Genomic DNA, 25939 nt, shown 5'->3' on the forward strand with positions numbered 1-25939 from the left:
GGCCGCGGTATTTGAAATTGGGTGTCGCGGCCAACGGGAAAACGGGACCACGGACCCAACGAACCGCGGACTACCGGCCGATGAACGAGTCGATACCCTGTGCGGGATAGCCGACCACGGTGTCTACACCGGCCGCCTTCAGTTCGTCGATGCGTTCGCCGACTTCGGCGTGCGTCCCGACGAGCGCGAAGTCACGACTCGCGGCCGAAAGCACGCGTCGAGCGCGGCCATCGGCGCTGGCGTCCGTCGGTGCGTCGTCGGGGAGCGCCCGTGCTACGGGCTTTCGCCGGGACACGTACGCGCCGACGGAGTCGAGTATCACGTCCTCCTCGCCGGTGAGAACGGTCGGTGCGTATACCGCGACCGTTCCGTCGAACCCGGCGGCGCGAAGCGCGCGCACGTCGCGGGTCGTCGAACGGGAGAGCAGTTCGAACTGCGTTGCCCCCGTCGCCGTGGCGACGCGCTCTATGCCCTCCGTGCCGACCCACGCGTCGGGCGACCGTTCCAACGCGGCCCCGAGTCGGGGTGCGACCGCTCGGGTTCGCTCCTCCTCGGAGAGATAGGCGGAGTGTCCGGCGACGAACACGGTTCCCGCGTCCTCGGGAAGTCGTCCGAAGAGCGAATCGTCGCCGAGCGGGTCGAAGCCGTCCGCGCGGACGGGTATCGTCATCAACACGTTCTTCTCCGCCGCCAGTTCGCGGAGCGTCTCCGTGTCGGGGAGGTGTTCGCGCCCCTCGTAATCTATCGTCACCGTCTCGAACGGCATCGAGTGGGCCCGACGGACGTCACACTCCGCGGGTTTCAGTGCGGCGGCGTCGAGGCCGGTTCGAACGAGGGCGTGGCTACTGGCTAGCATTCGTGTTCAACTCCCATATTCAGAATTAGTCGGTTACTACTCTCGCGGAACGCGATCCATCGTCTGTGCGACCATGGACGTTGTAACGCCAGCGGGGTCAAAAGGTTGTCGGCGACGGCAAGGATTCGACGGACGGGTTCGGTGTGCTCTGCCGGATTCACTCGCCCTGCATCGGGACGTACCGTTCGATTCCGGGAACTTCGACGCCGAGCGTTCCCTCGATGAACTCGATGAACGCCCCGTCCTCGGACTGAAGGCCACCGGCGACGGTGACGGCGGCGAGGCCCACGAGGCCCGTACCGACCAAAAAGACGGGAAGCGTGAGGAAGGAAAGCGTCAGCCAGCGCCCGGCGAGGAGGCCGATGGGAAACAGGACGAGCGGCAGGACGACGTACGTCCGCTTCGTGTACGGGGAGAACGGCGAGATCCCGCACTTCGACAGGAGGACGACGTTGAGCGCGAGGTTGCGGACGACGTAGGCCCCGGAGGAGGCGACCGCGGCACCGACCATCCCGTACGTGGGAATCAGGAGGAGGTTCACGACGAGGTTGAGCGCGAGCGTGAGAATGTCGACCCCGAGGATGGCCTTCGTGTGGCCGAGGGCGGCGAGCGTCGTCCGGTTTCGCCCCGCCGCCGCGCTCGTGAAGAAGCCGACCGAGAGGATGGCGAGGACGACGCCGCCGCCGGTGTAGCTGGACCCGAAGAAGAGGGCGAGTACGTCGTCCGGGAAGACGGTGAACACGAGAAACGCGGGGAAGGTGAGGACGTAAATCCACTTCGTCGTGATGCGATAGATGTTCGTCACCTCCTCGCGCTCGCCGTCCGCGTCGAGTCTGGACGTGAGCGGCAGGTAGAGGTAGCCGAACGAGGAGATGACCATCAGGAGGCTGTTCGCCAACGGGTACGCCGCGTTGTAGACGCCGACCTCGTTGGAGGTGCGAAACTGGGCGAGCATGAGGGTGTCCATCCGCGTCAGCAGGATGGAGAGGACCATCGTCACGATGAGCGGTGCCGAGTAGGTGAGCAGTTCGCGGGTGTGAGTTCGCGTCGGGCCGACGAGACGCACGAGGCGGTTCGAGAGGAGGTAGACGACGACGAGCGTTCCGAGCGTGGCCGCCAAGTAGGCGTAGCCCACCGAGACGAGGTCGAACCCGCCCGCGACTAACGCGACGAGCAGAAAGATTCGAAGACACGGGTGGAGGAAATCCTTCGTGTAGAGCTTGTAGCGCGTGTTCTCCAACCCGCGGAGGGCGCTCACGCCGACGGTCAGGCCGACGCTGACGGGAATCGTCAGGACGAACAGGCGGAGCAACTCGCGTGCGACGCTCGTCTCGAAGAGTGCGACGGCGATGCGGTCCACGTTCAGGTACAGGACGAAGGAGACGGCGAGGCTGACGGCGAGGGAGAAGGCCAATCCGAACAGCCAGACGCCCCGAACGTCCCGGTCGTCGTCGTAGCGCGAGACGAAGCGCGGAATCCCGTCGTTGAGCCCGACGAGCGAGACGGTCGTCCCGATAGTCATGATGGCGAGCGCAATCATCACCTCGCCGTACAGCTGGGGCGAGAACCAGTGGGCGATGATGACGCGTTCGACCAACCTGCCGACGGAGGCGACGACGACGCCGACGACGATGAGTACCGAACTCGACAGCAGCTTCGAGAGGTTCGAATCACTCGTCGCCATTCGGGAACGAAAGGGTGGAGGGATGCGTCTGACCGCGGTGCTCACGGCTTCGTTGCGTTCTCGGGTTCACGGTGGGACAACCAACCGGGTCGAGGGGCTTTGTTATAGGCACCGTACGGCGGAGTAATCGCTCTCAACCGCGTGTTCCGGTCTCCCATCGACAGAACAATATAGGAGACGTTCGTGATATTTTCAATCGAATATGGATTTCGTTGCGACCTTCACGGGCGTTGAGACGTAGGGAGCGACACCGAAAGAATATTAATAGATGTCTTTGCATTGAAAATCGCATGGCACGCGATTGCAGTACGACAACAGACGATAGTCGAGCGGACAGCACGTCCGTCGGTCGTCGCTCCTATTTGAAACTGACCGGCGCGGCCGCGGTTGCGGCCGCCGGTACGAGTATGGCGAGCAGCGCCGCAGCGGCGGACGGGTACGAAACGATCACCGTCCCCGCGAACACGGCGAGACAGTTCACCGTCGGGAGCGGCGAGGCGTTCGAGAACAAACTCATCGACATCAGCGCGCCGGGCGCGGACGTTCGCATCGTCGCCAGCGGTTCCGACTGGACGATTCGCAACGTCGGGTTCACCGGCGAGGCCGACACGAGCGGGCCGCACGCACCCGGAAAGAACCTCGGCGGCTATCCCAACCTCATCACGGCGTCGGGAACCGGCACCATCGAACACGTCTACCTCGGTGACGGCGTTTCGGGCGACATGGTTCGCAAGGGCGCTATCGGGATTCCGATGTCCTTCGCCGGCCACATCGACATCACCGAAGTCACGATGAACGGTTGGACCGGTAACGCGATTTACGCCGGCGGCGCGGCGAAGTCCGGCGGCGGCGGCGGCACGTTAGCTTTCGACCGCTGTCTCCTGAAGAACAACAACATCAGTCACCTCCGCGTCGCGACGGACGGCACGACGGTGAAGAACACCGTCATCTACAACACGAACGACGTGCCGCTCCACCCGATAAACGGCGGCGTCGTGAACTCCCGCGGCGTCTACGACGGCTACGGAACGACGAGCGACGTGGTGACGTTCGAGAACTGCGACATCGACTGCACGGAAGCGGACACGAACGGCGCCGCTTCCGCGCTCGTCGCCGCCCACACGACGTTCGAAGTGAAGAATTCGCAGGTCAAGGGCGGCCTCATCGGCAACGTCGAGACGACGAACGTCGGTAGCAACCCGTCACACGAAGCGCCGAAGGGTGCGCCCACGACCGCAAAGGAAGCCGCGACCGGCGCGGCGTCGTCCAGTGGAAGTTCCGCGACGGGCGGAAACGCGGGAACGAAGAAGAAACAGAAAACACAGCCGACGCAGAAGAAGGCAAAACAGCGGAAGAAAGCCGAGAAGACTGAGAAAGCGAAGAGAACGACGAAACCGAAAAAAGCGAAGAAAAAGAAGCGGAAGAAGGCCAAGGCGAAGAAAGCCAAGAAGCAGAAGAAACCGAAGCGGCCGAACGACTCGAAGATGGCGAACGAGTCGGCGGCCGCCGCACCCGATTCGACCGACTACTGTTTCACCTACAACGGACGCCACTACTGTTTCGACCTCGGGCAGCTTCTGCGGTCGTTGACCGGATTCCGTTGAGAACGAACCGAAACCTGGAAGACATATTTTTCGACGCGTAGGAGTTGCATACCGCGATGGAACGTCCCGATTGTCGCATTCACGGCCAGCCATCGCGTTCGAGAGGGGCGTTCTGCGACGTACGAAATCGAAACGCGGGTCGTTCCCACGACGCATAACAAAGTGGAATTAAGCCGTCGAACGGGTAAATGAGCAGTGGTAATCGACTGCACCAACGCGGAGTCGACGCGCCGCAAACGGAACCTGAACGCGGCGACGGACGCCTGCGGAGCGAGGAGCGAGCGGAGGAACTGACAATCGGGATGTACTACCGGAAAGCGGGGACGAGAGACGCTGGCGGGGTCGTGATGTACGTCCAAGAACTGCTCGACGCGCTGTCCGGCCACCAGTCCGCCTATCTCTACACCGAGGACGGTGAACTGACGCCGAAGATGCGCGCGACGGACGCCGAAGTCGTCCAGTTGGCGTCGGGGAGGAGAGGTATGCTCGAAACGCTCTCGACGCGCGTGTGCCCCGGACTGTCCGAAAAACTCGGTCCGCTGGTCGGCGCGATGCGCGACGGAACGATAGCGCACATGAACGAGACGCTCGACGTGCTCGTGACCCACGACTTCCTGGACGACATCGTCCTGTCGAACCTCCTCGACGTGCCGGTGGTCCGTATCTTCCACGGGTTCGAGCGAACCGGATTGGGAACGACGGCACACGGAATGCTGTCGGATAGCTATTCGATAGTGAACTCGGTGCAGACCAGCGCGGAGTTCGTTGGGGAGTTGGGCCACGAACCCGACGGCATCGTCTATCCGGGCGTCGATACCGACCTGTTCCACCCGGACGCACCGCCCGCCTTCGACCGCGACGAACCGACGATACTGTTCGTCGGGCGGTTCGTGGAGTCGAAGGGGTTGTTCGACCTCATCGACGCCTTCGCGGCGGCGCGCGACGCCGGCGACATCGACCCCCACCTGTCGATAATCGGGAGAGGGGACCACGACGCCGTGGAGCGACGAATCGAACGACACGGAGTGGACTCGTCGGTTTCCATCGTGGGTGCGGTCCCGCACGACGACCTTCCCGGATACTACACCGCGGCGGACGTGGTGTGTTCGCCCTCCCACTACGAGAGTTTCGGCATGGTCAACATGGAGGCGATGGCGTGTGGCACGCCCGTCATCACGACGACCGTGGACGGCGTCACGGAGTACGCCATCGACGGCGAAACCGCGCTGCTCGTCCCGCCGAGTTCCCCGGACGCCCTCGCCGACGCGATAGCGACGGCGGTCGAATCGCCGGAGCTACGGACCCGACTCGCAACGCAGGGGAGGGCAGTCGCGGAGCGGTATTCGTGGGAGCAGTCTTCGAAACGTCTCGCCGACCTGTGTTTCGAGATGGTCGAAAACTGACGTCACGACTCGGGTTCCAACCTCGTGGGAACCGCCCGCGTCGCCGTCGCCTTGAACGACGCGACGGCCGACGTGCCGGGTTCCAACCCCAATCGCTCGACGCTGGTTGTCGTGACGAGCGCTTGCAACGGCGTTCCACCGCCGACGTCGACCGTAATTCGGGCTATCTTCTCTCCCTCCTCGACCGACAAAACCGTCCCGGAAAACTGATTTCTGGCGCTCGTCGCGTCGGCGGTGGGGGCCGCGTCCGGACTGTACAGCGTTATCACGTCCGAACGGATGCAGACCTCCACGGCGTCTGTTTCCGGGGGAACCAGCGCCCGGACGACGCCCACGTCGGTCTCCACGAGTCCGAACTCGCCGTCGCGCTCGGTGACGGTTCCGACCAGCACCGTCTCGTCCACCTCGGCGAGTCCCGACGATTCCGCCGTGAGTCGGCGGAACCGCTGGATGAGACCCCGCGCCTCGTCGGTCAGCGTACTGCCGCCGCCGGACGAACCGCCGCGTTCGCGCCGGACGAGGGGGCCGAAACCCTCCTCCAAGGTCACGATTCGACGCTGTGCGTGCGCGTACGAGCGCCCGAGCGCCGTGGCCGCCGCGTTGAGCGACCCGTGTTCGTCGATGGCGCGGAGCAAACGCACGTCCCGTTCGTCGAAGGCGACGTCGTCGGCGACGAGTTGTGCGTCGAACGTGGCCCGTGGCGTCCCGTCGTGCATCGTCACTCCTTCGGTCGTACTCCTCGGTACATCAGTTCTCCGGCCTGTCGGCGTCAGTCCGAGCGCCGGTGGACCGTCATCGGGATTTCCTTCTTCGGGCGGGCGGTGATGGTCGCCATCAGGTCGAGTTCGGCCTCGGGCATGAGTTCGATGTGGTACTGCTGGTAGATGGTGGCGAGGAGGAGACGCGCCTCCAGCATGGCGAACCGGTCGCCGATACAGCGCCGCGGCCCCGCGGCGAACGGGAAGTAAGCGAGTTTGGGGAGCGACTTCTCGAACTCGTCGGTCCAGCGCTCGGGGCGGAACGCGCGGGGGTCGTCGTACCAGCGCGGGTCGCGGTGGACGACCCACTGGTTCATCTGCACCGTCGCGCCCGCCGGAATCTCGTACCCGCCGATGATGTCGGGTTTGGTCGCTTCGCGGACGATGCCCGGCACGGGCGGGTAGAGTCGCATCGACTCCTTCACGACCTGCTCGGTGTACGTGAGGTCGGACAGGTCGTCCATCGTCGGCGTCTCGCCGTCGAGCACCTCGTCGAGTTCGGCCACGAGTTTTTCCTCCACCTCGGGGTACTGGGCCAGCGCGTACATCGTGAGCGTCAGCGACAGCGCCGTCGTTTCGTGACCGGCGAGGAGGAGCGTGACGACTTCGTCCCGAACCTGCTCGTCGCTCATGTTGTTGCCGTGTTCGTCGGTGGCCGAGAGGAGCGTCGAGATGACGCCCTCGCCGTCGGCGTCGTTCCGTCGTTCCCGAATCATCCGGTAGACGACGCTATCGAGTTTCTCCCGCGCGTCCTTGATGCGCATCCGCGACGGCGTGGGGACGCTCGGCGGGAGGATGAAGTTGGCGAGGTTTTCCGTGCCGACCATGAACTCCTCCAGCGCCGACCCGATGGTGTCCACCTCGTCGTCGATGTCGACGCCGAACAGCGCCCGGGCGACGATTTTGAGCGTCACCTCCATCATGTCCTCGTGGACGAGGCGGGTTTCGCCGTCCTCCCACGTAGCGAGTTCTTCCTCGGTGAAATCCGTCATCATCGTCGAGTACCGCTGGATTTCCTTGGGATGGAACGCGGGTTGGATGAGGTGTCGGTTCCGCCGCCACACCGCACCCTCGCTGTTCAGAATACCCTGTCCGAGGACGGGACCGAGGATGTGTTGGAACCCCTCGCCTTTGATGTAGTTCTGGTTGTTCTGGACGAGGACCTGCTCGATGTAGTCGGGGTGGTTGAGTTGGTACATTGGGCCGTCGAGTTCCTCCCAGTACGCGATATCGCCGTACTCGCGGGCCGTTCTGGTCATGAAGCCAAACGGGTCGCGGACGAATTCGAGTCGGGTTCCGACTATCGGCAATCCGTCCGGTCCGGGCGGCGTCTCTCCGGTTTCGGGTGGTGTGTCGCTACTCATCCTTACCCGATAGTTCGGGGGCCCGCCGTCTATGTCTGTTTCCCACCATCCTAGGTGTGTTTAAGTACTACCGGACGCTAAGACCGCGATATGCGGTACGCGACCATCGTCCTGACGTGGGGGCCGGACGTGAGCGTTCACCCCGTCGACGACCTCCTGTCGGGGACCGACGACGTGACCGTCGAAACGATTCAGTACGTCGGCCCGGTGTACGAAGGCCGGTACGTCGAGTTCGCCGAACTGCACGGCGACCTCGACGTGGCGCGTGCGTTGTTGGCCGACTCGCCGGAGACGGTCGAGTTCGACATCGCGGGTAGCGAGGGCCGCGGCGTCCTCTACCTTCACTGTCGAACCGCGGGGTTGGTCGACGACCTCCTGACCATCCTCCGCGAGCAGCAAATCGTCCTCGACTGGCCGATGCGGTACATCGACACGGACGGCGAGCGCGGCCTGCAACTCACGGTGCTGGGAACCAGCGAGGCGATTCGACGGGCAGCGGGTGACGTCCCCGACGGAATCGCCCTCCGCCTCGAACGGATGGGCGAGTACGAACCGGACATGGGAAACCTGTCGTCCCTCCTCACCGAGCGACAGGAGGCGCTCTTCGACCTCGCGGTCCGCGAGGGCTACTACGAAGTGCCGAGGGAGACGACGCATCGGGAACTCGCGGACGAACTCGACCTCACGACCGGCACCGTCAGCGAACGCCTCCAGCGAATCGAGGCGAATTTGGTCCGGGCCTACGTCGATTGATGGACGGACGTCACGGGGAGGGAGGATTACGACAGACCGCGGAGAGGACACGACAGACGCCGGAGAGGAATGGATGCGGCTAACTCCTCCGCTCGCCTCCCACCTAGTGTGACTCGGTGTTACAGGGTAGGGGACCATGCCACCTTCACAGCCATCCGCTTCGACGAATCGCCCGGAGAACGACGAATCGACGTCACCGTGGCAACTGCCGACGGTGCAAATCGTACTCGCGGCGACGCTCCTCGCACCGCTCGGCGTGCCGCTCATCAGTCCGACGCTCCCCGCGTTCCGCGACGCGTTCGGCATCACCGACGCGCAGGCGAGCCTTCTCATCAGCACGTACTTTCTGACGGGTATCTTCCTGTCTCCGTTCATCGGCATGCTCGCCGACAGAATCGGACGACGGGCCGTCCTCATCGGCGGCCTCGTCGCCTTCAGCCTCTCCGGCGGTGCCATCGTCGTCGCACCGAGTTACGAGGCCGTCTTGGTTCTCCGGACCATCGGCGGCACCGCCGCCGCGGGCATCTTCATCACCACCGTCACTCTCATCGGGGATTCGTTCGAGGGCACCCAGCGGAACACCGTCCTCGGGATGAACAACGCCGTCCTCTCTGCAGGGGCCGGACTGTTCCCCATCATCGGCGGAGCGCTCGCCACCGTCTCGTGGAACGTGCCGTACGTCGCCTACCTCCTCGGCTTGCCGCTCGCGCTCTACGCGGTTCGACACCTCGAAGAGCCGGAGCACGAACGCGATTCGAAGGGATTCGCCTACCTCCGACGCGCCGCGAGCGTCCTGAGCGGCCCGGACGCGCTCGTCTGCTACGGCGCGGCGTGCATGACCGAACTCCTGTTGTTTGGCACGGTGCTGACGATTCTGCCGTTCCTCCTCGCGGGCGATTTCGGCATGTCGGCGTTCGCCATCGGACTCGTGTTGTCCGTCGCCGAAATCTCCTCGGTGGTCGTCTCCGCCAAGAACGGCTGGTTCGCCCAGTACACCTCGAACTACGGTCTCATCGCTGCCGGGTTCGCCTGCTACGCGGTCGGCCTGTTCGGCGCGTGGTTGGCCCCCTCGCCCGTCTTCATCGCGATGACGATGCTCGTGCTGGGCGCTGGCCTCGGTCTCTCCATGCCCGCCGTCGACGCCGCCATCAGCGACCTCGTTTCCTCTGGGCTCCGCGGCGGGGCCTTGAGCCTGCGTAACAGCACGACGTTCCTCGGACGCGCCGCCGGACCGATACTGTTCGCCGGGTTGGCCGAGGTGACGGGCTACTATCCGCTGTTCGTCATCAGCGCCATCGTCGCGCTCGTCATCGCGCTCTCCATCGCGTCGATGAGCGTCTATCGGACCCGCCGCCACCCGGCCGTCAAGGCGTAGGTCCGGCCGGACGGCGACAACCCTCTTTTCCGTCCGTCGCGTGGTTCACCCATGGCAACCGTACTGGGGATTCGATGCGACGACGGGGCCGTCCTCGCGGGCGACCGGCAGGCGACCGTCGGCGGCACGGTTCGCTCCGACGCGGTTCGACGGGTGTTCGACTACGACGACGCCGGCGCGGCGCTCGTCGGCGACGTCGGAGCTATCGAGGAGTTCGACAGACGGTTCGGGTCCGAACTTCGAGGGGACCGCCTCGACGGCGACGAATCGCCGTCGATCGACCGAATCGAACGAATCGCGGCCGACCTCGCGGGGGAAATCGGCGTCGACGGGTTGGTCGTGGGAACCGATTCGGACGGCAACGCGGCCCTCCGCGAAATCGGAAGCGACGGCCTCGTCTTGGCGACCGACGCCACCGCGGTCGGAAGCGGTGCCGCCGTCGCATACGGACGCCTCGAAGACGCCGACGAGGATGCGAGCGTGGACGACATCGAAGCCCTCGCCCGGGAGACGCTCGCGGTCGTCGCGGAGCGCGATACGGACACCGGGGACGACGTGGACGTGCTTCGGTTCGAGGGAACGGACTGAGCGTGGGGAAATAGCGTAATCGGTAGGTGGCGGTATCGGAGAAAACGCACAGTCGGGAGTCGAGCGAGACAGGAGTCCGCTCGGGGACGAGTATCGGGATGTCGAAAGAGTATCGGGATGTCGGAATTTCCCTCGGGCGCGTAGAACTGGGTCAAAAGCAGTCTCGATTCCCACGAGGTTAGCGGTCCAGTTCGCGTTCGTCGTCGGCCTGTGTTTGTGTTTCCGATTCGGCTTTCGTCTCCGTTGTCCGTGTCTCGATTTGCCGGAGGAGGTCGGGAGTTCGCTCGTGCCGTGGCGTCTGTGCGAATCGTTTGATTTGTCTGAAATCTTCGTCGGTTAATCCAGATTCCATACTAAACTTGGCGATTCTATACGGTATATATCTATGCAAAATAGTGGGTTTTCTGAATTGTCTACATAGGTTCTTGTCGCGGTAGACGCACGAGACGATATCTCTATAGCGACGCTCGTTCCATATAGTTGGTTTTTTATACACCGTCGTTGGCAACAAACAGTAGTCGAACGATGTCTCCGGGAAATCAACTGACACCTCAACAACCGACGATACCGACACACAAATCGACGCGAGCGTTCACCGTTCGCGACGGGGAACACGTGAGCGAAACGGTCATTCGCGCCGTGTCGGAACAGGACGGCGTGAGTTTGACGAACGTCGAACCGCTGTACGAGCGAATCGACCCCGACGCGCTGGACGACTTTTTCGACCCGGTTTGCGACGGACGCGGTTCGACCGCGATGAGCGTCGAATTCGATTACGCCGGATACACGGTTATCGTCCGCGGGTCCGGCGTCGTCGAACTGGAATAAGCGACTATCGACCTGCTTCTATCGCGGTCACGCTGACCGCACGAACACCGAACCCGTCCCGAAGAGCCGTTGCGACGGCTTCACGACCACTCGCCTCGTCCACCGTCAACTGCGCGACGACATCGACTTCGATGTCCGTCGCTCGGGGGCGGAACCCGGCGTGTTCGACGTCGTGAACGGTTCGAACGCGGTCGATAGCCGCGAGCGCGTCCCGCGCCGCCGTGGTGAGGGTGCCGTCGGTTCCGCGGGGGACCAACACCGTGACTTCGGCAGTGACGGTCACTGCGTGGAGTGCCTGTGGCATACTGCTCCCGCGCGATTCGAACGCGGACCGTCACCCACACACTATCGAAACCGATGTGCGCGGCGTGGGGTAGACCACTACCCGACGGGAGCGGTGGAACGGGATGGGATGATATGGGACGAGGCGTATCGGTGCGGTCAACGGTGGCTCGAACCGTTCGACAGCGACGCCTCTCACGGGGGTCCGTCCGAGGACGAACCGCGGCGTGTGAACGCTCGTGGGCGTCCGCCCGTTCCGGTCGCGGACGCCCACGAATCGCAGCACCCGACACTACGCGGTCACGCAGACGAACGTCGATACCGGGACGGAAACGTGGTCGAAAAGAGCCGGGAGTGGCCCGAACCCACGCGAAGTCGGGAGCCTCTCGATTCGGTGAAATCGGAGAAAACACCCGCCGCCGCTGGCAGTGGCGTCCGCCTTACGCGACGAGCGTGGGTGTAAACCGACCGTGGTGACCATCGGCAACACCATACCACCCGTCGCGTCCGCAGGGAAGATTCCCTTTGGAAGAGCCATAGCGGCCCTTCCACGCGGAAACCCCAACCGCGGACACGTCGTTCTCGGCGAGAACGAGGCGCATTGGGCGTGGTTGGGTGGTAATGGTCATGATGATCACTCGGATTCGGTTCGTGGGTGTATCATCACGTATTTTGGCTAATATAATAATCGTTGTGCAACCGAGAGATTGTCTAGCAAGCCCGCCATTCGCCCGCGGGTCACCACCCGATGACCCGTTCGTCCCGCCACAGTTTCCCGCTGGGGTTTCCGGGTTCGAAGCGCGCCAACCACACCGGCGTCTCGGCTCCCTTCTCGACGCTCCGAGGCGCGCCGAACCCGCCCATATCGGTCCGTACCCAGCCGGGGCAGACGGCATTGACGACGAGGTTCGGATACTGCGTCGCTACCGCGTCGGTGAACGCGTTCACGCCCGCTTTCGAGACGCCGTAGGGGAGATGTCCGGTGTCGATGCCACCGTCGAACTGCCCGGACCCGCTCGAAAGACTGACGACGCGTCCACCATCGCGCTCGGTCAGCAACGGCAGCGCGTGTTTCGTGACGAGCATCGGTCCGTGCAGGTTCGTCCGAAGCGACGTCTCCATCGCTCCGCTGTCGAGGGAGTCCAGTTTTCCCGTGGATCCGTACGTCGCGGCGTTGTTGACGAGTACGTCGAGCCGACCTTCTTCGTCCGCAATCGTCTCGATAGCAGCACGAATGGTTTCCTCGTCCGTCACGTCGAGTCGAACCGCCCGCCGGTCGGATGCCGTCACGGCGTCCGGGTCGCGCGCTCCGGCGTACACCGTCGCGCCGAGTTCGGAGAGTCGCGTCGCGATTTCCTCACCGATGCCGCGATTCGCGCCCGTGACGAGCGCGACCTGCCCGTCCAGCGAATCGTACAGGTCGATGTTCATACGCGGTTCACGCCGCCCATCGCCATTCGTGTTGTGCAGGGAAGGGTGGCGACCGGGCGCCAACCCGTCACCGACGGACCCACCGTTCGGACCCCACTACGGGGGGAGTAGCTACTTGCCCGTGGCTGGCGTATACGTTTCCATGGCACGGAACATCACGAGATCCGCCGCGGTCGCTCTGGGGACTGCCGCCGCACTCGGTGCCGCGTGGGTGGGGTGGGGAGCCTACACCCGACGGACGACCGACCAAGTGCCGTACACGACCGCCCTACACGTCGACGGCGTGGAGATTCGACGGTATCCGGACACCGTAGTCGCCAAAACGACGGCGGGCAGTCAGGAAGAGGCCTTTCGGCGACTGTTCCGCTACATTCAGGGGGAGAACCGCTCCAAGACGGAAATCGAGATGACGGCACCCGTCTCGACCGAACGGGAGAAGATAGCCATGACGGCACCCGTCGCGTCCGAGTCGTCGGGCAACGGGATGGAGATGGCGTTCTTCCTGCCCGGCGAGTACACCGCCGAGGGTGCGCCGGAACCGGCCGACGAGGCCGTGACCGTCGAACACGTCGAAGCGCGAACCCTCGCCGTCCGTCCGTTTTCGTGGTACGTGACGGAGGACCGAATCGACGAGAATCGACAACACCTGTTCGATACGCTCTCCGCACACGATTTGACGCCGACGGGCGAACCGTTCCTCCTGCGCTACGACGACCCGTGGACGCCGCCGTTCATGCGCCGAAACGAAATCGCGGTGGCGTTGGAGTAACGGTCGGCGGAAGACGGTCCGTTTTATTCGTTTTCCGGTCGAAGACGGGACGGGATGGAGGGGAATTCGACCGAAACGGGATACGAGACGGTTCGCTGTCCGGTCTGTGGTGAGGAAAAGCCAGAAGCGATGATGCTGCCGGGGGAGCTGGTACGGTCGTCGCTGGCCGCGCTGATTCGGCGGGAACACCCGAAGTGGTCGCGCGACCAAGCGGTGTGCTACGACGACCTGTCGCGGTATCGACTCCAGCGAAGTCGCGAGGTGCTTCGACGGGCCGACGAGAAACTGAAGACAGGAGCGGGTGTGCCTCCGGTGGGAAACCGCGCGCGACGAAACGCCCGGCACTATCGCCGAAATTTAGCCCGGAAAACGGCGAGATATCGGTATCGAATCTTCGGACATCCCCGGTAGTCTTCGGATGTCCTTAACCACCTTAAACACATACTACCCCGACGATGTCCTCCGATTTCCTTTTGTTACTAGCCCCTTCAAAAGTGGGTTTCTTTTGACACCATATGTCGGAGCGCCACTCTTATATAGGAGGTCGGCTCTTCAACCGAATACAATGTCAGACAACGACATGACCCCTAACAGGGGGGGTCGAGTTCTTCGAGGGCACGTTAGCCCACACCGACGAGATTGATTCAGTTCGAATTTTCGACACGACACTCCGCGACGGGGAGCAGACGCCACGCACCTCGTTTACGCCGGACGAAAAACGCGAAATCGCCGCGACGCTGGACGAGATGGGAACCCACGTCATCGAGGCGGGCTTCCCGGCCAACGGCGACGCCGAGTTCGCGGCCGTCCGCGACATCGCGGAGTCCACCCGCTCGACGACGTGTGCTTTGGCACGCATCGTCGACGGCGACGTAGAAACCGCGCTGGACACCGGCGCGGAGATGGTACACGTCTTCGCCTCGACAAGCGACGTGCAGATCGAGGATTCGATGCACACGACGCGCGACGACGTGACCGCTCGTGCCGTGAAGGCGGTCGAACGGGTCGCCGAGGCGGGAGCGATTCCGATGTTCTCGCCGATGGACGCGACGCGAACGGACCCCGACTACATGGCGGACATCGTCGAAGCCGTGAGCGAGGCGGGGGCCGAGTGGATAAACATCCCCGACACCTGCGGCGTCGGGACGCCGAGTCGGTTCGCCGACTTGGTCTCCCACGTTCGGGACCACACCGACGCACGCATCGACGTTCACACGCACGACGACTTCGGCATGGCGACCGCGAACGCCATCGCCGGCGTGGAGGCGGGCGCGGACCAAGTACAGGTCAGCGTCAACGGCATCGGCGAGCGCGCCGGAAACGCCGCCTTCGAAGAGGTCGTCATGGCCGTCGAGAGCGTCTACGGCGTCGACACCGGTATCGACACGGAACGCATCACCGAACTCGCGGGGATGATAGCGGAGTACAGCGCGGTGGACATCCCGGTGAACAAACCCGTCGTGGGGGCGAACGCGTTCGCCCACGAGAGCGGGATTCACGCCGCAGGCGTCATCGAGAACAGCGACACGTTCGAGACGGGCGTCATGAAGCCGGAGATGGTCGGGGCGAGCCGCGAGTTCGTCCTCGGCAAACACACCGGAACCCACGCAGTACGGCGACACCTCCAGCAGTCCGGGTTCGTCCCGACCGACGCCGAGGTACGCCAAATCACGCGCCGGGTCAAAGACCGCGGTGCGAAGAAGAACCGCGTGACGGTGAGCGACGTACAACGATTCGCCCGCGAACTGGGCGTCGATTCTAGCGAGGAGGCGCAGGCGTAACCATGGCCTCCCGTCGTTTCATGACCCGCCGTGAGCCACGGCCAACACGACCCTGCAAGAATTGCCCGGCACGCAAGGGCTATTTGTATCGGGACACGAATGATGGTAACACAGATGCCACGACGACGTTCGACCCGCGGTTCGCAGCTGTCGAGCGTTGCGGCCGTGGAGCGCGTACGCATTATTGTAGGGGTCTAGTTACCCCTCATCTCTTCTCACCCCGAACCGGCACGAATCGTACTCCCAACAGCACGACGCATACGCGCATACCGATGACAGGCACACGACCGCAATCAGACACAGACAAACGACCGTACGAAGACCAGTATCGCCCGATGAACACGAATCGAACCGAGGTGACGGGGTCGTGAGCGAAGGCACCGTCAACCCGGTTTCCCGTGAGACGGACGACGAACGGGAGACGAAGGCCACGGAGCAGGAAGAGGAGGTGACGTCCGACACGGATTCGAACGCACCGGACGCGACGTCCGAACCGGCCACGAAGGAGGCACAGACGGGGGCACAGTCGCTCGTCTCGACGCTGGAAGCCGCGGGCGTCGAAACGATGTTCGGCGTGCAGGGCGGGGCAATCATGCCCGTCTACGACGCGCTGTTCGACTCGGACATCCACCACGTGACGATGGCCCACGAACAGGGCGCGTCCCACGCGGCGGACGCCTACGGCGTGGTTAAGGGCGACCCGGGCGTATGTCTCGCGACCTCAGGGCCGGGGGCGACAAATCTCGTCACCGGCATCGCCGATGCCAACATGGATTCCGACGCGATGGTCGCCCTGACGGGACAGGTTCCGTCCGGCATGGTCGGCTCCGACGCGTTTCAGGAGACGGACACGACGGGTGTCACCACTCCCATCACGAAACACAACTACTTCGCGGGCGACGCGAACACCGTCGGCGACATGGTCGGCGAGGCGTTCGCGCTCGCCGACACGGGACGTCCCGGCCCGACGCTCGTGGACCTGCCGAAGGACGCGACGCTCGGCGAAACCGACGACCCCGAACCCGGAAAGACGGAAACGCCCGAGACGTACTCGCCGCAGACGGAAGCGGAATCGGACGCCGTCGAAGCGGCGGCGCGAGCCATCGAAGGTGCCGAAAAACCGCTGTTCCTGTTCGGGGGCGGCGTCGTCAAGGGCGAGGCCTCCGAGGAGGCCCGAAAGTTCGCCATCGAACACGGGATTCCCGTGGTGACGACCATGCCCGCCATCGGGTCGATGCCCGAGGACCACGACCTCTGTCTGTCGTGGGCAGGCATGCACGGCACCGGCTACGCCAACATGGCCGTCACACACTGTGACGTGCTGATAGCCGTCGGCTGTCGGTTCGACGACCGGCTGACCGGCGGCGTCGACACGTTCGCGCCCGAAGCCGAGGTCGTTCACGTCGACATCGACCCGGCCGAGATTTCGAAGAACGTCCACGCGGACTACCCGATGATAGGCGACGCCGGGACGGTCCTCGAACAACTCGACGCGGAAGTTTCGTCCGCCGACGCGGACGACGATTGGAGTACGTGGCGCGAGCAGTGTTCGACGTGGAAGGAGGAGTTCCCGCTGACCTACGACACGCCGGACGACGAACCGCTGAAACCGCAGTTCGTGGTCGAGGCGCTGGACGAGGCGACGGCGGACGACGCCATCGTCACGACCGGCGTCGGCCAGCACCAGATGTGGGCCGCGCAGTTCTGGACGTACCGCAGTCCGCGAACGTGGGTGTCCAGCCACGGTCTGGGAACGATGGGCTACGGTCTGCCCGCCGCAATCGGCGCTCGGTTCGCGGCCGACGACGACCAGCAGGTCGTCTGTATCGACGGCGACGGGTCCTTCCAGATGACGATGCAGGAACTGTCCGTGGCGGTTCGGGAGAACCTCGACATCACCGTCGTCATCCTGAACAACGAGTACATCGGGATGGTTCGACAGTGGCAGGACGCCTTCTTCGAGGGTCGGCGGATGGCCGCCGAATACGACTGGTGTCCCGAGTTCGACAAACTGGCGGAGGCGTTCGGCGCGAAAGGGTTCGCCGTGGACTGCTACGACGAAGTGGCCGACACCATCGAGGAGGCGCTGGCCTACGACGGACCGTCCGTCATCGACTTCCACGTGGACCCCGACGCGAACGTCTATCCGATGGTGCCGAGCGGCGGCGCAAACGGGAAGTTCGCCCTCTCGGAGGACCAACTATGAGCGGAGAAGACTCCACGGACGACGGAGCGACGCGGAACCCGTCGGCGGGGATGCCCGGCACCGCGCCCGACGACCGACCGCATCCCGAGGGTCGACGGAACGAACAAGGAATCCGAATCGACCCGGAAGCGGAGGCGGAACCGCGACGGCGCACCGCCGTCGTCTCCGCATTGGTCGAACACGAACCGGGCGTCCTCTCGCGCGTCTCCGGGTTGTTCTCCCGGCGGCGGTTCAACATCGAGAGTTTGACCGTCGGCCCGACGACGGTGGACGGCCACGCGCGAATCACGCTCGTGGTCGAGGAGACGGAGTCCGGCATCGACCAAGTGGAGAAGCAACTGGCGAAACTCAAGCCCGTCATTCAGGTAGGGGAAGTGGACGACCCCGCCGTCCGCGCCGAGTTGGTGCTGCTGAAGGTGCGCGGCAACAAGCCCGACGAGGTGCACGCCATCACGCAGATGTACGAGGGTCAAACGTTAGATGCCGGGCCGCGAACCATCACGGTGCAAATCACGGGCGACCAGCAGAAGATAGACGACGCGGTGGACGCCTTCCGCCAGTTCGGAATCATCGAAATCGCGCGAACCGGCCAGACCGCGTTGGCCCGCGGCGACACGCCGACGACGCCGGGCGAGGAACCGGGACACTCCACCCAACCTCCGGAAGACCCGCACAGCGCGGAAGACAGCGAGACGACGGACGCGACCGAAAACTGAGGACTACCAACAATGACGAACCAACAAGACGCGACGATCTACTACGACGACGATGCGGACGATAGCTATCTGAACGACAAGACCGTGGCCGTACTCGGCTACGGCAGTCAGGGCCACGCCCACGCCCAAAACCTCGCGGAAAGCGGGGTAGACGTGGTCGTCGGCCTGCGCGAGAGCTCCTCCTCCCGAAAAGCGGCGGAGGACGACGGACTCCGCGTCGCGACACCGAAGGAGGCCGCGAGCGAGGCGCAGGTCGTCTCGGTACTCGTGCCGGACACCGTCCAACCCGCGGTGTACGCCGACATCGAATCGGAACTCGAACCCGGCGACACCCTGCAGTTCGCCCACGGGTTCAACATCCACTACGGCCAGATCGAACCGTCCGAGGACGTGGACGTGACGATGATAGCGCCGAAGTCGCCGGGCCACCTCGTCCGCCGGAACTATGAGGCCGACGAGGGAACGCCGGGCCTGCTCGCGGTCTATCAGGACGCAAGCGGTGAGGCGAAAGAGGAGGCGCTCGCCTACGGGAAAGCCATCGGCTGTACCCGCGCCGGCGTGGTCGAAACCTCGTTCCAAGAGGAGACAGAAACCGACTTGTTCGGCGAGCAGGCCGTCCTCTGTGGCGGCGTCACGGAACTCATCAAGGCGGGCTACGAGACGCTCGTGGACGCGGGCTACTCGCCCGAGATGGCGTACTTCGAGTGCCTGAACGAGATGAAACTCATCGTGGACCTGATGTACGAGGGTGGCCTCGGCGGGATGTGGGATTCGGTCTCCGACACCGCCGAATACGGTGGCCTGACCCGCGGGGAAGCCATCGTCGACGACCACGCACGCGAGAACATGGAGCAGGTGCTCGAAGAGGTGCAGAACGGCGAGTTCGCTCGCCAGTGGATCGTCGAGAACCAGGCTGGACGCCCGGCGTACCGCCAAAAGCGGAAAGCCGAGAAGAACCACGAAATCGAGGAGGTCGGGGACCGTCTCCGCCAACTGTTCTCGTGGTCGGAAACGGAAGACGAGGAATCGGAATCCAAGGAAGAGGAACAAGAGCGAGTGACAGCCGATGACTGAGGAAAACGGAAACGGACGAACGGAAACGATGGGAGAGATAAGCCACGTCCACCCCTTCGCCGACCAAGGGGCGATGACGCGGGTGTTCAGCCGCGGCCGGGTCGCCACGGACGGCGGAGAGAGCGAATCGGGCGACGAAGAAGCGGAAACGATGGCCGACATCGAACACGAGCCGCCCGCGGGAGCGGGTGACTCGGCGAGCGTATTCGAACGCGGCCACGAATATCGGGAACAGTATCGATGAGCGAGGGAACGCTCTACGACAAGGTGTGGGACAGACACCGTGTGACGGAGCTGCCGACGGGCCAAACCCAGTTGTTCGTCGGCCTGCACCTCGTCCACGAGGTGACGAGTCCGCAGGCGTTCGGAATGCTGGAGGAGCGCGATATTGAGGTCGCGTACCCGGAGCGCACGCACGCGACGGTGGACCACATCGTCCCGACCGCGGACCAGTCGCGCCCGTACGCCGACGACGCGGCGGAGGAGATGATGTCCGAATTAGAGGAGAACGTCCGCGAGGCGGGCATCGACTTCTCGCACCCGAAATCGGGCGACCAAGGCATCGTTCACGTCATCGGGCCGGAACAGGGGTTGACTCAACCCGGCATGACCATCGTCTGCGGCGACAGCCACACCGCGACGCACGGCGCGTTCGGCGCGTTGGCGTTCGGTATCGGGACGAGCCAGATTCGTGACGTGCTCGCCACCGGAACCATCGCGATGGAGAAACAGAAGGTGCGCCGGATTCGCGTCACGGGCGAACTCGGCGAGGGCGTCTCCGCGAAGGACATCGTCCTCGAAATCATCCGCCGCCTCGGCACCGACGGCGGCGTCGGCTACGTGTACGAGTACGCGGGCGAAGCCATCGAGAACCTGGATATGGAAGGCCGGATGAGCATCTGCAACATGTCCATCGAGGGCGGCGCTCGCGCGGGGTACATCAACCCCGACGAGACGACGTACGAGTACCTGCGCGAGACTGACGCGTTCGAAGACAGCGAGGGACAGAGTCCCTCTGGCAGCCGGACGCAGTCCGGCGACAACCCCGAGAAGTTCGAGGAACTGAAATCCTACTGGGAGTCCGTCCGTTCGGACGAGGACGCGACGTACGACGACGAAGTCGTCATCGACGGCGACGAACTCGAACCGATGGTGACGTGGGGAACGACGCCCGGTCAGGGCGTCGGCATCACGGAACCGATTCCGGACCCCGACGACCTGCCGAAAGACAAGCGGGAGACGGCGCGACAGTCACAGGAACACATGCGCGTCGAACCCGGCGAGACGATGGCGGGCTACGACATCGACGTGGCGTTCGTGGGTTCGTGTACGAACGCTCGACTGCCGGACTTGCGACGCGCCGCAGCGGTCGTGAAGGGACGCGAGGTCCACGACGACGTGCGGGCGATGGTCGTTCCCGGCAGTCAACGTGTGAAAGCCGCCGCGGAGGAAGAAGGATTGGACGAAATCTTCCGAGAGGCCGGCTTCGACTGGCGCGGTGCCGGTTGTTCGATGTGTCTCGGCATGAACGACGACCAACTCGACGGCGACGAGGCCAGCGCGTCCTCTTCGAACCGTAACTTCGTGGGACGGCAGGGCAGTCCCGAGGGACGGACGGTCCTCATGAGTCCGGAGATGGTCGCGGCCGCCGCCATCCGCGGCGAAGTGACCGACGTGCGCGAACTGCCGGAGGTGGCGAGCGCATGACCGAAGAGGTCACGCACGAATCCGGAACCGGAATCGCCGTGCGCGGCAACGACATCGACACGGACCAGATAATCCCGGCGCGGTTCATGAAGGTCGTCACCTTCGACGGGTTGGGTCAGTTCTCGTTCTTCGACCAACGGTTCGACGAGAACGACGACCCGCAACCGCACCCGTTCAACCACGACGAACACGAGGGCGCGTCGATACTGGTCGTCAACGCCAACTTCGGCTGTGGCTCCTCGCGCGAACACGCGCCGCAAGCGCTCGCACGGTGGGGAATCGACGCCATCGTGGGCGAGAGCTTCGCCGAAATCTTCGCGGGCAACTGCCTCGCGCTCGGGATTCCGACCGTCACCGCCGACGCCGAGACGGTCGGAGCGTTGCAGGACTTCGTCGAGGAGAACCCCGACGCAGAAATCGAAGTCGACGTGGCGGACGAAACGGTCAGCTACGACGGCGACACCGTGGACGCGAATGTGGACGACGCCCAGCGACAGGCGCTCGTGGAGGGCGTCTGGGACACGACGGCGCTGATGAAGTCGAACGAAGCTGCAATCGAAAAGACGGCCCAGAGCCTCCCCTACGTGGACCAATGAGCGAGCAAATCGCAGTCATCCCCGGCGACGGAATCGGGCAGGAAGTCGTTCCCGCGGCCCGTAGCGTTCTCGAAGCCGTCGAACCGGACTTCGAGTTCGTGGAAGCGGACGCGGGCGACGCCGTGAAGGAGGAGATGGGAACGGCGCTTCCTGAGGAAACACGCACGCTCGTCGCGGAATCCGACGCGACGCTGTTCGGCGCGGCGGGCGAGACGGCGGCGGAGGTCATCCTCCCGCTTCGCGGCGTGGTGGATTCGTTCGTCAACGTGCGCCCCGCGCGGGCCTACCCCGGCACTGACGCGCTCCGTCCCGAGACGGACCTCGTGTTCCTCCGCGAGAACACGGAGGGCGTCTACGCGGGCCACGAATCGCGACTGACCGACGACGTGGCGACGCTGACCCGCGTCGTCACCGAATCCGCCTCCGAACGACTCGCCGAGTTCGCGTGCGAGTACGTCGAGGGACGCGACGAGGAGTCATTCACCATCGCCCACAAGGCGAACGTGATGCGCGAGACGGACGGTGTGTTCCGCGACACGGTGGACCGCGTCGCGGACGTCCACACCGTCCCGCACGACGAAATGCTGATGGACGCGCTTGCGACGCAACTCTGCTTGTCTCCCGAGGAGTTCGACGTCATCGTCTGTCCGAACCTCGCGGGCGACGTGCTCTCGGACCTCGCGGCCGGATTAGTCGGCGGACTGGGACTGCTTCCGTCCGCGAACATCGGTCCGGACAACGCGCTGTTCGAACCCGTCCACGGCACCGCCCCGGACATCGCGGGCGAGGGCGTGGCCAACCCCGCCGCGACCATGCTTTCGGCGGCGATGTTGTTGGAGCACTTAGACTACGACGAGGAGGGCACGGCGGTTCGACAGGCGGTCGAATCCGTGCTGTCGGACGGCCCGCGAACGCCGGACCTCGGGGGCGATGCGACCACCGAGGACGTGACGGAAGCGGTGCTGTCGCGGTTGTAGATACGTCCTTCTTCTTCTTTCAGGACCAGGCGGCGAGAATCACCATCAGAACGCCGACAGCGCCCAGCACGCCGAAGCCGAGTCGCGTCGTGACGACTTTCCAGTCAGCGGGTTCGACTTCGCTCACCGGCGTCGTACTTCCGATAGCGTCGGCTTGCTCGCTCATTCGGGCGAAGTAGTAACCGAATCGAGTACCAAGCGCGCCGAGAGTGATCGCACCGAATCCGACGAGCATCGTTCCGAAATCGACCATTATCGGGGAGAGTAATGCATTCGATAAATGCTTTCTGCACTGAACGAGCGAGTCGGGTTCACCATCCGATACGCGGAGAGATCTCGATGCACACCCGCCGTTGTACGCTCGAAACGGTGAACGGATACGGCCTATCGGACGACGACGACCGGACCGGAACGACCATTCGCATATCCGAGAAAGTGACCGCATGGACCTCCTCGACGGCGTGTACGAGACACACGTGGACGTGGCCGATTTGGACCGGGCGATGGACTTCTACGGCGATACGCTCGGCCTCGAACTCGGTCGGCACGAACAGGAACGAAAAATCGCCTTCTACTTCACCGGCACCCCGCGCTCGATGCTCGGCGTGTGGGAGAAAGAGGACCCGCAGCGGAGTCACTTCGCGTTTCGCGTCTCGGAGGACGAAATCGACGACATGCTTCCCTTCCTCGAAGACCGCGGCATCGAACCCCGTGCCGCCTTCGGCGTCGAACCGGACGAACCCATCGTCCACCCGTGGATGCCGAGCGCGACGGTCTACTTCTCTGACCCGGACGACAACTCGCTGGAACTGCTGGCGGACCTGTCCGACGACCCCGACCCGGACGGCGACCCGGTGCCGCTGAGCGAGTGGCGCGAGCGGCGGGAGTAGTTCGCTACGTCGCGCTCCAGCCGTCGATTTCCCCGGCGTCGGCGAGGTACGCGAGAAGGGAGGCGACGAGGGAGAGACACATCCCCGCGACGTAGCTATTCACCGGCACAGTCGGAATGTCGACCGTGAACATCGTCCACCAAACGCCGACGGCGAAGAACACGATGGAGACCGTGCGCCCGGCGACGCCGATGTCTCGAAACCACTGCCCGAATCGTTTTCCGAGACTCGTGGTTCCGGCGGGACCCATTCCGAACCCGCACAGCACGAAACCCACCGCGCCCCACGTCCACGAAATCGAGTCGAACGGGGAGAGGGAGATAGCGAGCGGAATCCACATGAGAGCGGTCGGCACCACCTCCATCCACGTCGGCGGACGGTCGGGAAACCAGTTGGAGACGGTTTGGGGGACCATGACAGCCCGCTATTGTAACCTATGCTACTAATAAACTCGGTGCCCCGCCGACCCGTCTCAGTCCGTCAACCCGTATCCTTTCCGGAACAGGTACGTGTCGATTCCCATCACGACGAGCGTCAGTCCCGTCAGCACTGCCAGCGAGAGGTTCGGGTCGAGTTCCGACGCGCCGAGGAAACCGTACCGGACGCCGTCGACCATGTACACCATCGGGTTGAGCATGGTGAGGGTCCGAAGGAGGTTCGAATCGAGGCTGTCGAGGGTGTAGAACACGCCGCCGAAGAAGACGAGCGGACGGACGATGAACTGGTTCATCATCGTCAGGTTGTCCCAGTCGTCCGCCCAGAGGCCGCCAATTACGCCAAAACTGGAGAAGAGGAGCGTGATGACGACCCCGAAGGCGACGAGGTAGAACGGACGGGCGACGCCGACGGACGTGAAGAACGCGCCGAGGACGGCGATGAGCGCCCCGACGAGGATGCCCCGCGTCGCCCCCGAGACGATGTAGGAGGCGACCATCCGCGAGTACGACATCGGCGAGGTCAGCGTCTCCTCGATGTAGCGGTTCCAACGCCCGTGGAAGATGGAGAAACAGGAGTTCTCGAAGGCGTTGGAGATGGCACCCAACACGACCAGTCCGGGCAGGATGAAGACGATGTAATCGACCGAGTGGCCGCCGAATTTCATCTGCCCCACTCGATTGCCGAGGATGACGCCGAACACGGAGAAGTACAGCACGTTCGTCACGAACGGCGGGACGAACGTGTTCCGCGGCCGACGAAGGAATCGAAGGATTTCCCGGCGGGTCAGCGTGACGAATCCGGTGAGACCGGACGAATCGGTTTCGCCGCTCACGCCTTCTCACCGCCCGTAACCGCGGCCGGTTCCGAATCGTCCGTCTTCGTCTCGTCCGCCGATTCGCCCCGCCCGCCCGTACTCTCGTCCGCCCGCGTCATCTCGACGAACACCTCTTCGAGCGACGTGCGCGAGATGTCGAAGTGGACGATTTCGAACCCCTTCCGGTCGAGTTCGCGGACGAGTTCCGGGGCGAGCAGTCCCGCTTCGGGTGCCGTGACAACGAGTTCGTCGCCGTCCAGTTCGACGTCCTGAATCCTGTCCCGGCCTGCCGACAGGTGCGGCGCGGATTCGGGCGGGTTGCGGAGCGAAATCGTGACCTTGTCCGGCCCGCGGTCCATGAGTTCTTCAGGACTCGCCACCTCCACGATTTTACCCGAATCGAGGATGGCGACTTCGTCACAGAGGCGTTCGGCCTCCTCGATGTAGTGGGTCGTTAACAGAATCGTGGTCCCCGCCTCGTTGAGTTCGGTGATGAGGTCCCACAGGTCGTGGCGCAACTGCACGTCCACCCCGGCGGTCGGTTCGTCCAGAATGAGCAGGTCGGGTTCGGTGATGAGCGCCCGCGCGAGGACGAATCGTCGCTTCATCCCGCCGGAGAGCCAATCGAAGCGCGTGTCGCGCTTGTCGTAGATGCCGACCCGCCGGAGGACCTCGTCCGCGCGCTCCCCCGCCTCCTGCCGCGGAATCCCGTGATAGCCCGCCTTGTGTTCCAGCACTTCCCGAATCGGGAAGAAGCGGTCCACGTTGAACTCCTGTGGCGCGAGTCCGATTCGGTCGCGCGCCTCGCGGTAGTCGTCTTGCACGTCCGCGCCGAACACCTCCGCGGTCCCGCCGGACTTCTTCACGAGGCCGACGAGGATGTTGATGAACGTCGTCTTCCCCGCCCCGTTCGGCCCGAGCAGGCCGAAAAACGACCCCTTCGGAACGTCGAGGTCGACCCCTTTGAGCGCCCGTACCTCCCCGTACTCCTTTTCCAGATCACGTATGCGTATCGCAGAATCCATTCGAAAAACGGTAGTCGACG

Annotated in this window: 29 protein-coding genes and 1 pseudogene; 18 read left to right on the top strand and 12 right to left on the bottom strand. The window is 64.1% G+C overall.

All coding sequences use genetic code 11. From position 1 onward, the window contains the following. Nucleotides 1-70: 70 nt before the first annotated feature. On the bottom strand, nt 71-856 hold the full coding sequence (locus tag AC1XDK_RS08940; RefSeq protein WP_483349493.1) for a DUF7388 family protein: 786 nt from the start codon (nt 854-856) through the stop codon (nt 71-73). A gap of 157 nt (nt 857-1013) precedes the next feature. After that, complete coding sequence (locus AC1XDK_RS08945; RefSeq protein WP_483349494.1) at nt 1014-2540, bottom strand: flippase; 1527 nt, start codon at nt 2538-2540, stop codon at nt 1014-1016. Nucleotides 2541-2830: 290 nt separating this feature from the next. Here AC1XDK_RS08945 and AC1XDK_RS08950 point away from each other — a divergent pair, with 290 nt between their 5' ends. Beyond that, a complete protein-coding gene (locus AC1XDK_RS08950) occupies nt 2831-4144 on the top strand; it encodes a hypothetical protein (protein WP_483349495.1) in 1314 nt (437 codons plus the stop codon). A gap of 188 nt (nt 4145-4332) precedes the next feature. Continuing rightward, nucleotides 4333-5547, top strand: a complete 1215-nt coding sequence (locus tag AC1XDK_RS08955; RefSeq protein ID WP_483349496.1) for a glycosyltransferase family 4 protein — start codon at nt 4333-4335, stop codon at nt 5545-5547. 2 nt (nt 5548-5549) lie between these two features. On the opposite strand, the gene AC1XDK_RS08960 is transcribed toward AC1XDK_RS08955, so the two are convergent. Both AC1XDK_RS08960 and AC1XDK_RS08965 read right to left on the bottom strand, forming a co-directional pair. After that, nucleotides 5550-6263: a TOBE domain-containing protein gene (locus AC1XDK_RS08960; protein ID WP_483349497.1), complete on the bottom strand. Its 714-nt coding sequence runs from the start codon at nt 6261-6263 to the stop codon at nt 5550-5552. A gap of 53 nt (nt 6264-6316) precedes the next feature. After that, nucleotides 6317-7669 (bottom strand): cytochrome P450, encoded by a 1353-nt coding sequence (locus tag AC1XDK_RS08965; protein WP_483349499.1) that lies wholly within the window; start codon nt 7667-7669, stop codon nt 6317-6319. A 90-nt stretch (nt 7670-7759) separates the two neighbouring features. Between AC1XDK_RS08965 and AC1XDK_RS08970 the strand changes: the two genes are divergently transcribed. From AC1XDK_RS08970 to AC1XDK_RS08980, 3 genes are all read left to right on the top strand, one after another. Then, nucleotides 7760-8422 (top strand): helix-turn-helix domain-containing protein, encoded by a 663-nt coding sequence (locus tag AC1XDK_RS08970; protein WP_483349500.1) that lies wholly within the window; start codon nt 7760-7762, stop codon nt 8420-8422. A 136-nt stretch (nt 8423-8558) separates the two neighbouring features. Then, nucleotides 8559-9797 carry an MFS transporter gene (locus tag AC1XDK_RS08975; RefSeq protein WP_483349501.1) on the top strand — a complete coding sequence of 413 codons (1239 nt, stop codon included), beginning with the start codon at nt 8559-8561 and terminating at the stop codon, nt 9795-9797. Between the two features lie 51 nt (nt 9798-9848). After that, the gene (locus tag AC1XDK_RS08980) at nt 9849-10385 is read left to right on the top strand and encodes a 20S proteasome subunit A/B (protein ID WP_483349502.1); all 537 of its coding nucleotides are present in this window, start codon (nt 9849-9851) and stop codon (nt 10383-10385) included. Nucleotides 10386-10563: 178 nt separating this feature from the next. Here AC1XDK_RS08980 and AC1XDK_RS08985 read toward each other — a convergent pair whose 3' ends face one another. Beyond that, complete coding sequence (locus AC1XDK_RS08985) at nt 10564-10737, bottom strand: hypothetical protein (RefSeq protein ID WP_483349503.1); 174 nt, start codon at nt 10735-10737, stop codon at nt 10564-10566. A gap of 173 nt (nt 10738-10910) precedes the next feature. Between AC1XDK_RS08985 and ddfA the strand changes: the two genes are divergently transcribed. Continuing rightward, nucleotides 10911-11213 (top strand): DdfA family disk-determining factor, encoded by a 303-nt coding sequence (gene ddfA / locus AC1XDK_RS08990; RefSeq protein ID WP_483349504.1) that lies wholly within the window; start codon nt 10911-10913, stop codon nt 11211-11213. Between the two features lie 4 nt (nt 11214-11217). On the opposite strand, the gene AC1XDK_RS08995 is transcribed toward ddfA, so the two are convergent. Then, nucleotides 11218-11517: a hypothetical protein gene (locus AC1XDK_RS08995; RefSeq protein ID WP_483349505.1), complete on the bottom strand. Its 300-nt coding sequence runs from the start codon at nt 11515-11517 to the stop codon at nt 11218-11220. Nucleotides 11518-11610: 93 nt separating this feature from the next. On the opposite strand from AC1XDK_RS08995, the gene AC1XDK_RS09000 reads away from it, so the two are divergent. Beyond that, nucleotides 11611-11958: a hypothetical protein gene (locus tag AC1XDK_RS09000; RefSeq protein ID WP_483349506.1), complete on the top strand. Its 348-nt coding sequence runs from the start codon at nt 11611-11613 to the stop codon at nt 11956-11958. Here the strand turns inward: AC1XDK_RS09000 and AC1XDK_RS09005 are convergent. Next, nucleotides 11936-12124, bottom strand: a complete 189-nt coding sequence (locus AC1XDK_RS09005; RefSeq protein WP_483349507.1) for a hypothetical protein — start codon at nt 12122-12124, stop codon at nt 11936-11938. The genes AC1XDK_RS09000 and AC1XDK_RS09005 overlap by 23 nt on opposite strands. 109 nt (nt 12125-12233) lie before the next feature. Then, a complete protein-coding gene (locus AC1XDK_RS09010) occupies nt 12234-12926 on the bottom strand; it encodes an SDR family NAD(P)-dependent oxidoreductase (RefSeq protein ID WP_483349508.1) in 693 nt (230 codons plus the stop codon). 142 nt (nt 12927-13068) lie between these two features. On the opposite strand from AC1XDK_RS09010, the gene AC1XDK_RS09015 reads away from it, so the two are divergent. The 10 genes and pseudogenes from AC1XDK_RS09015 to AC1XDK_RS09060 all read left to right on the top strand — a co-directional run bounded on the left by AC1XDK_RS09015 (nt 13069) and on the right by AC1XDK_RS09060 (nt 22752). Further along, nucleotides 13069-13695 carry an SOUL family heme-binding protein gene (locus AC1XDK_RS09015; RefSeq protein ID WP_483349509.1) on the top strand — a complete coding sequence of 209 codons (627 nt, stop codon included), beginning with the start codon at nt 13069-13071 and terminating at the stop codon, nt 13693-13695. Nucleotides 13696-13749: 54 nt separating this feature from the next. Beyond that, on the top strand, nt 13750-14106 hold the full coding sequence (locus AC1XDK_RS09020) for a hypothetical protein (protein ID WP_483349510.1): 357 nt from the start codon (nt 13750-13752) through the stop codon (nt 14104-14106). A gap of 185 nt (nt 14107-14291) precedes the next feature. Further along, nucleotides 14292-15476, top strand: a pseudogene (locus AC1XDK_RS09025) (LeuA family protein); the annotation flags it as partial. Between the two features lie 448 nt (nt 15477-15924). Then, entirely contained in the window at nt 15925-17682 is a 1758-nt protein-coding gene (ilvB, locus tag AC1XDK_RS09030; RefSeq protein WP_483349863.1) for a biosynthetic-type acetolactate synthase large subunit, read from the top strand. Beyond that, a complete protein-coding gene (ilvN, locus tag AC1XDK_RS09035; RefSeq protein WP_483349511.1) occupies nt 17679-18398 on the top strand; it encodes an acetolactate synthase small subunit in 720 nt (239 codons plus the stop codon). Before ilvB ends, ilvN begins: the two co-directional genes overlap by 4 nt. Before the next feature lie 12 nt (nt 18399-18410). After that, entirely contained in the window at nt 18411-19472 is a 1062-nt protein-coding gene (gene ilvC / locus AC1XDK_RS09040) for a ketol-acid reductoisomerase (protein ID WP_483349512.1), read from the top strand. Further along, nucleotides 19465-19716, top strand: coding sequence for a DUF7989 family protein (locus AC1XDK_RS09045; protein WP_483349513.1), 252 nt, complete (start codon nt 19465-19467; stop codon nt 19714-19716). Before ilvC ends, AC1XDK_RS09045 begins: the two co-directional genes overlap by 8 nt. Beyond that, nucleotides 19713-21179, top strand: a complete 1467-nt coding sequence (gene leuC, locus AC1XDK_RS09050) for a 3-isopropylmalate dehydratase large subunit (RefSeq protein WP_483349514.1) — start codon at nt 19713-19715, stop codon at nt 21177-21179. Before AC1XDK_RS09045 ends, leuC begins: the two co-directional genes overlap by 4 nt. Next, nucleotides 21176-21775, top strand: coding sequence for a 3-isopropylmalate dehydratase small subunit (leuD, locus tag AC1XDK_RS09055; RefSeq protein ID WP_483349515.1), 600 nt, complete (start codon nt 21176-21178; stop codon nt 21773-21775). Before leuC ends, leuD begins: the two co-directional genes overlap by 4 nt. Beyond that, nucleotides 21772-22752: an isocitrate/isopropylmalate dehydrogenase family protein gene (locus AC1XDK_RS09060; RefSeq protein ID WP_483349516.1), complete on the top strand. Its 981-nt coding sequence runs from the start codon at nt 21772-21774 to the stop codon at nt 22750-22752. Before leuD ends, AC1XDK_RS09060 begins: the two co-directional genes overlap by 4 nt. 19 nt (nt 22753-22771) lie before the next feature. Here the strand turns inward: AC1XDK_RS09060 and AC1XDK_RS09065 are convergent, their stop codons facing one another. Then, entirely contained in the window at nt 22772-23005 is a 234-nt protein-coding gene (locus AC1XDK_RS09065; protein ID WP_483349517.1) for a hypothetical protein, read from the bottom strand. A gap of 190 nt (nt 23006-23195) precedes the next feature. Between AC1XDK_RS09065 and AC1XDK_RS09070 the strand changes: the two genes are divergently transcribed. Then, nucleotides 23196-23642, top strand: a complete 447-nt coding sequence (locus AC1XDK_RS09070; RefSeq protein WP_483349518.1) for a VOC family protein — start codon at nt 23196-23198, stop codon at nt 23640-23642. 4 nt (nt 23643-23646) lie between these two features. Here the strand turns inward: AC1XDK_RS09070 and AC1XDK_RS09075 are convergent, their stop codons facing one another. The 3 genes from AC1XDK_RS09075 to AC1XDK_RS09085 are packed head-to-tail and all read right to left on the bottom strand — an operon-like array spanning nt 23647 to nt 25919. Beyond that, on the bottom strand, nt 23647-24057 hold the full coding sequence (locus tag AC1XDK_RS09075; protein ID WP_483349519.1) for a hypothetical protein: 411 nt from the start codon (nt 24055-24057) through the stop codon (nt 23647-23649). A gap of 57 nt (nt 24058-24114) precedes the next feature. Continuing rightward, complete coding sequence (locus AC1XDK_RS09080) at nt 24115-24912, bottom strand: ABC transporter permease (protein ID WP_483349520.1); 798 nt, start codon at nt 24910-24912, stop codon at nt 24115-24117. Next, nucleotides 24909-25919 carry an ABC transporter ATP-binding protein gene (locus AC1XDK_RS09085; RefSeq protein WP_483349521.1) on the bottom strand — a complete coding sequence of 337 codons (1011 nt, stop codon included), beginning with the start codon at nt 25917-25919 and terminating at the stop codon, nt 24909-24911. Before AC1XDK_RS09085 ends, AC1XDK_RS09080 begins: the two co-directional genes overlap by 4 nt. Nucleotides 25920-25939: the final 20 nt, after the last annotated feature.

Source organism: Haladaptatus sp. HS23, assembly GCF_056892285.1.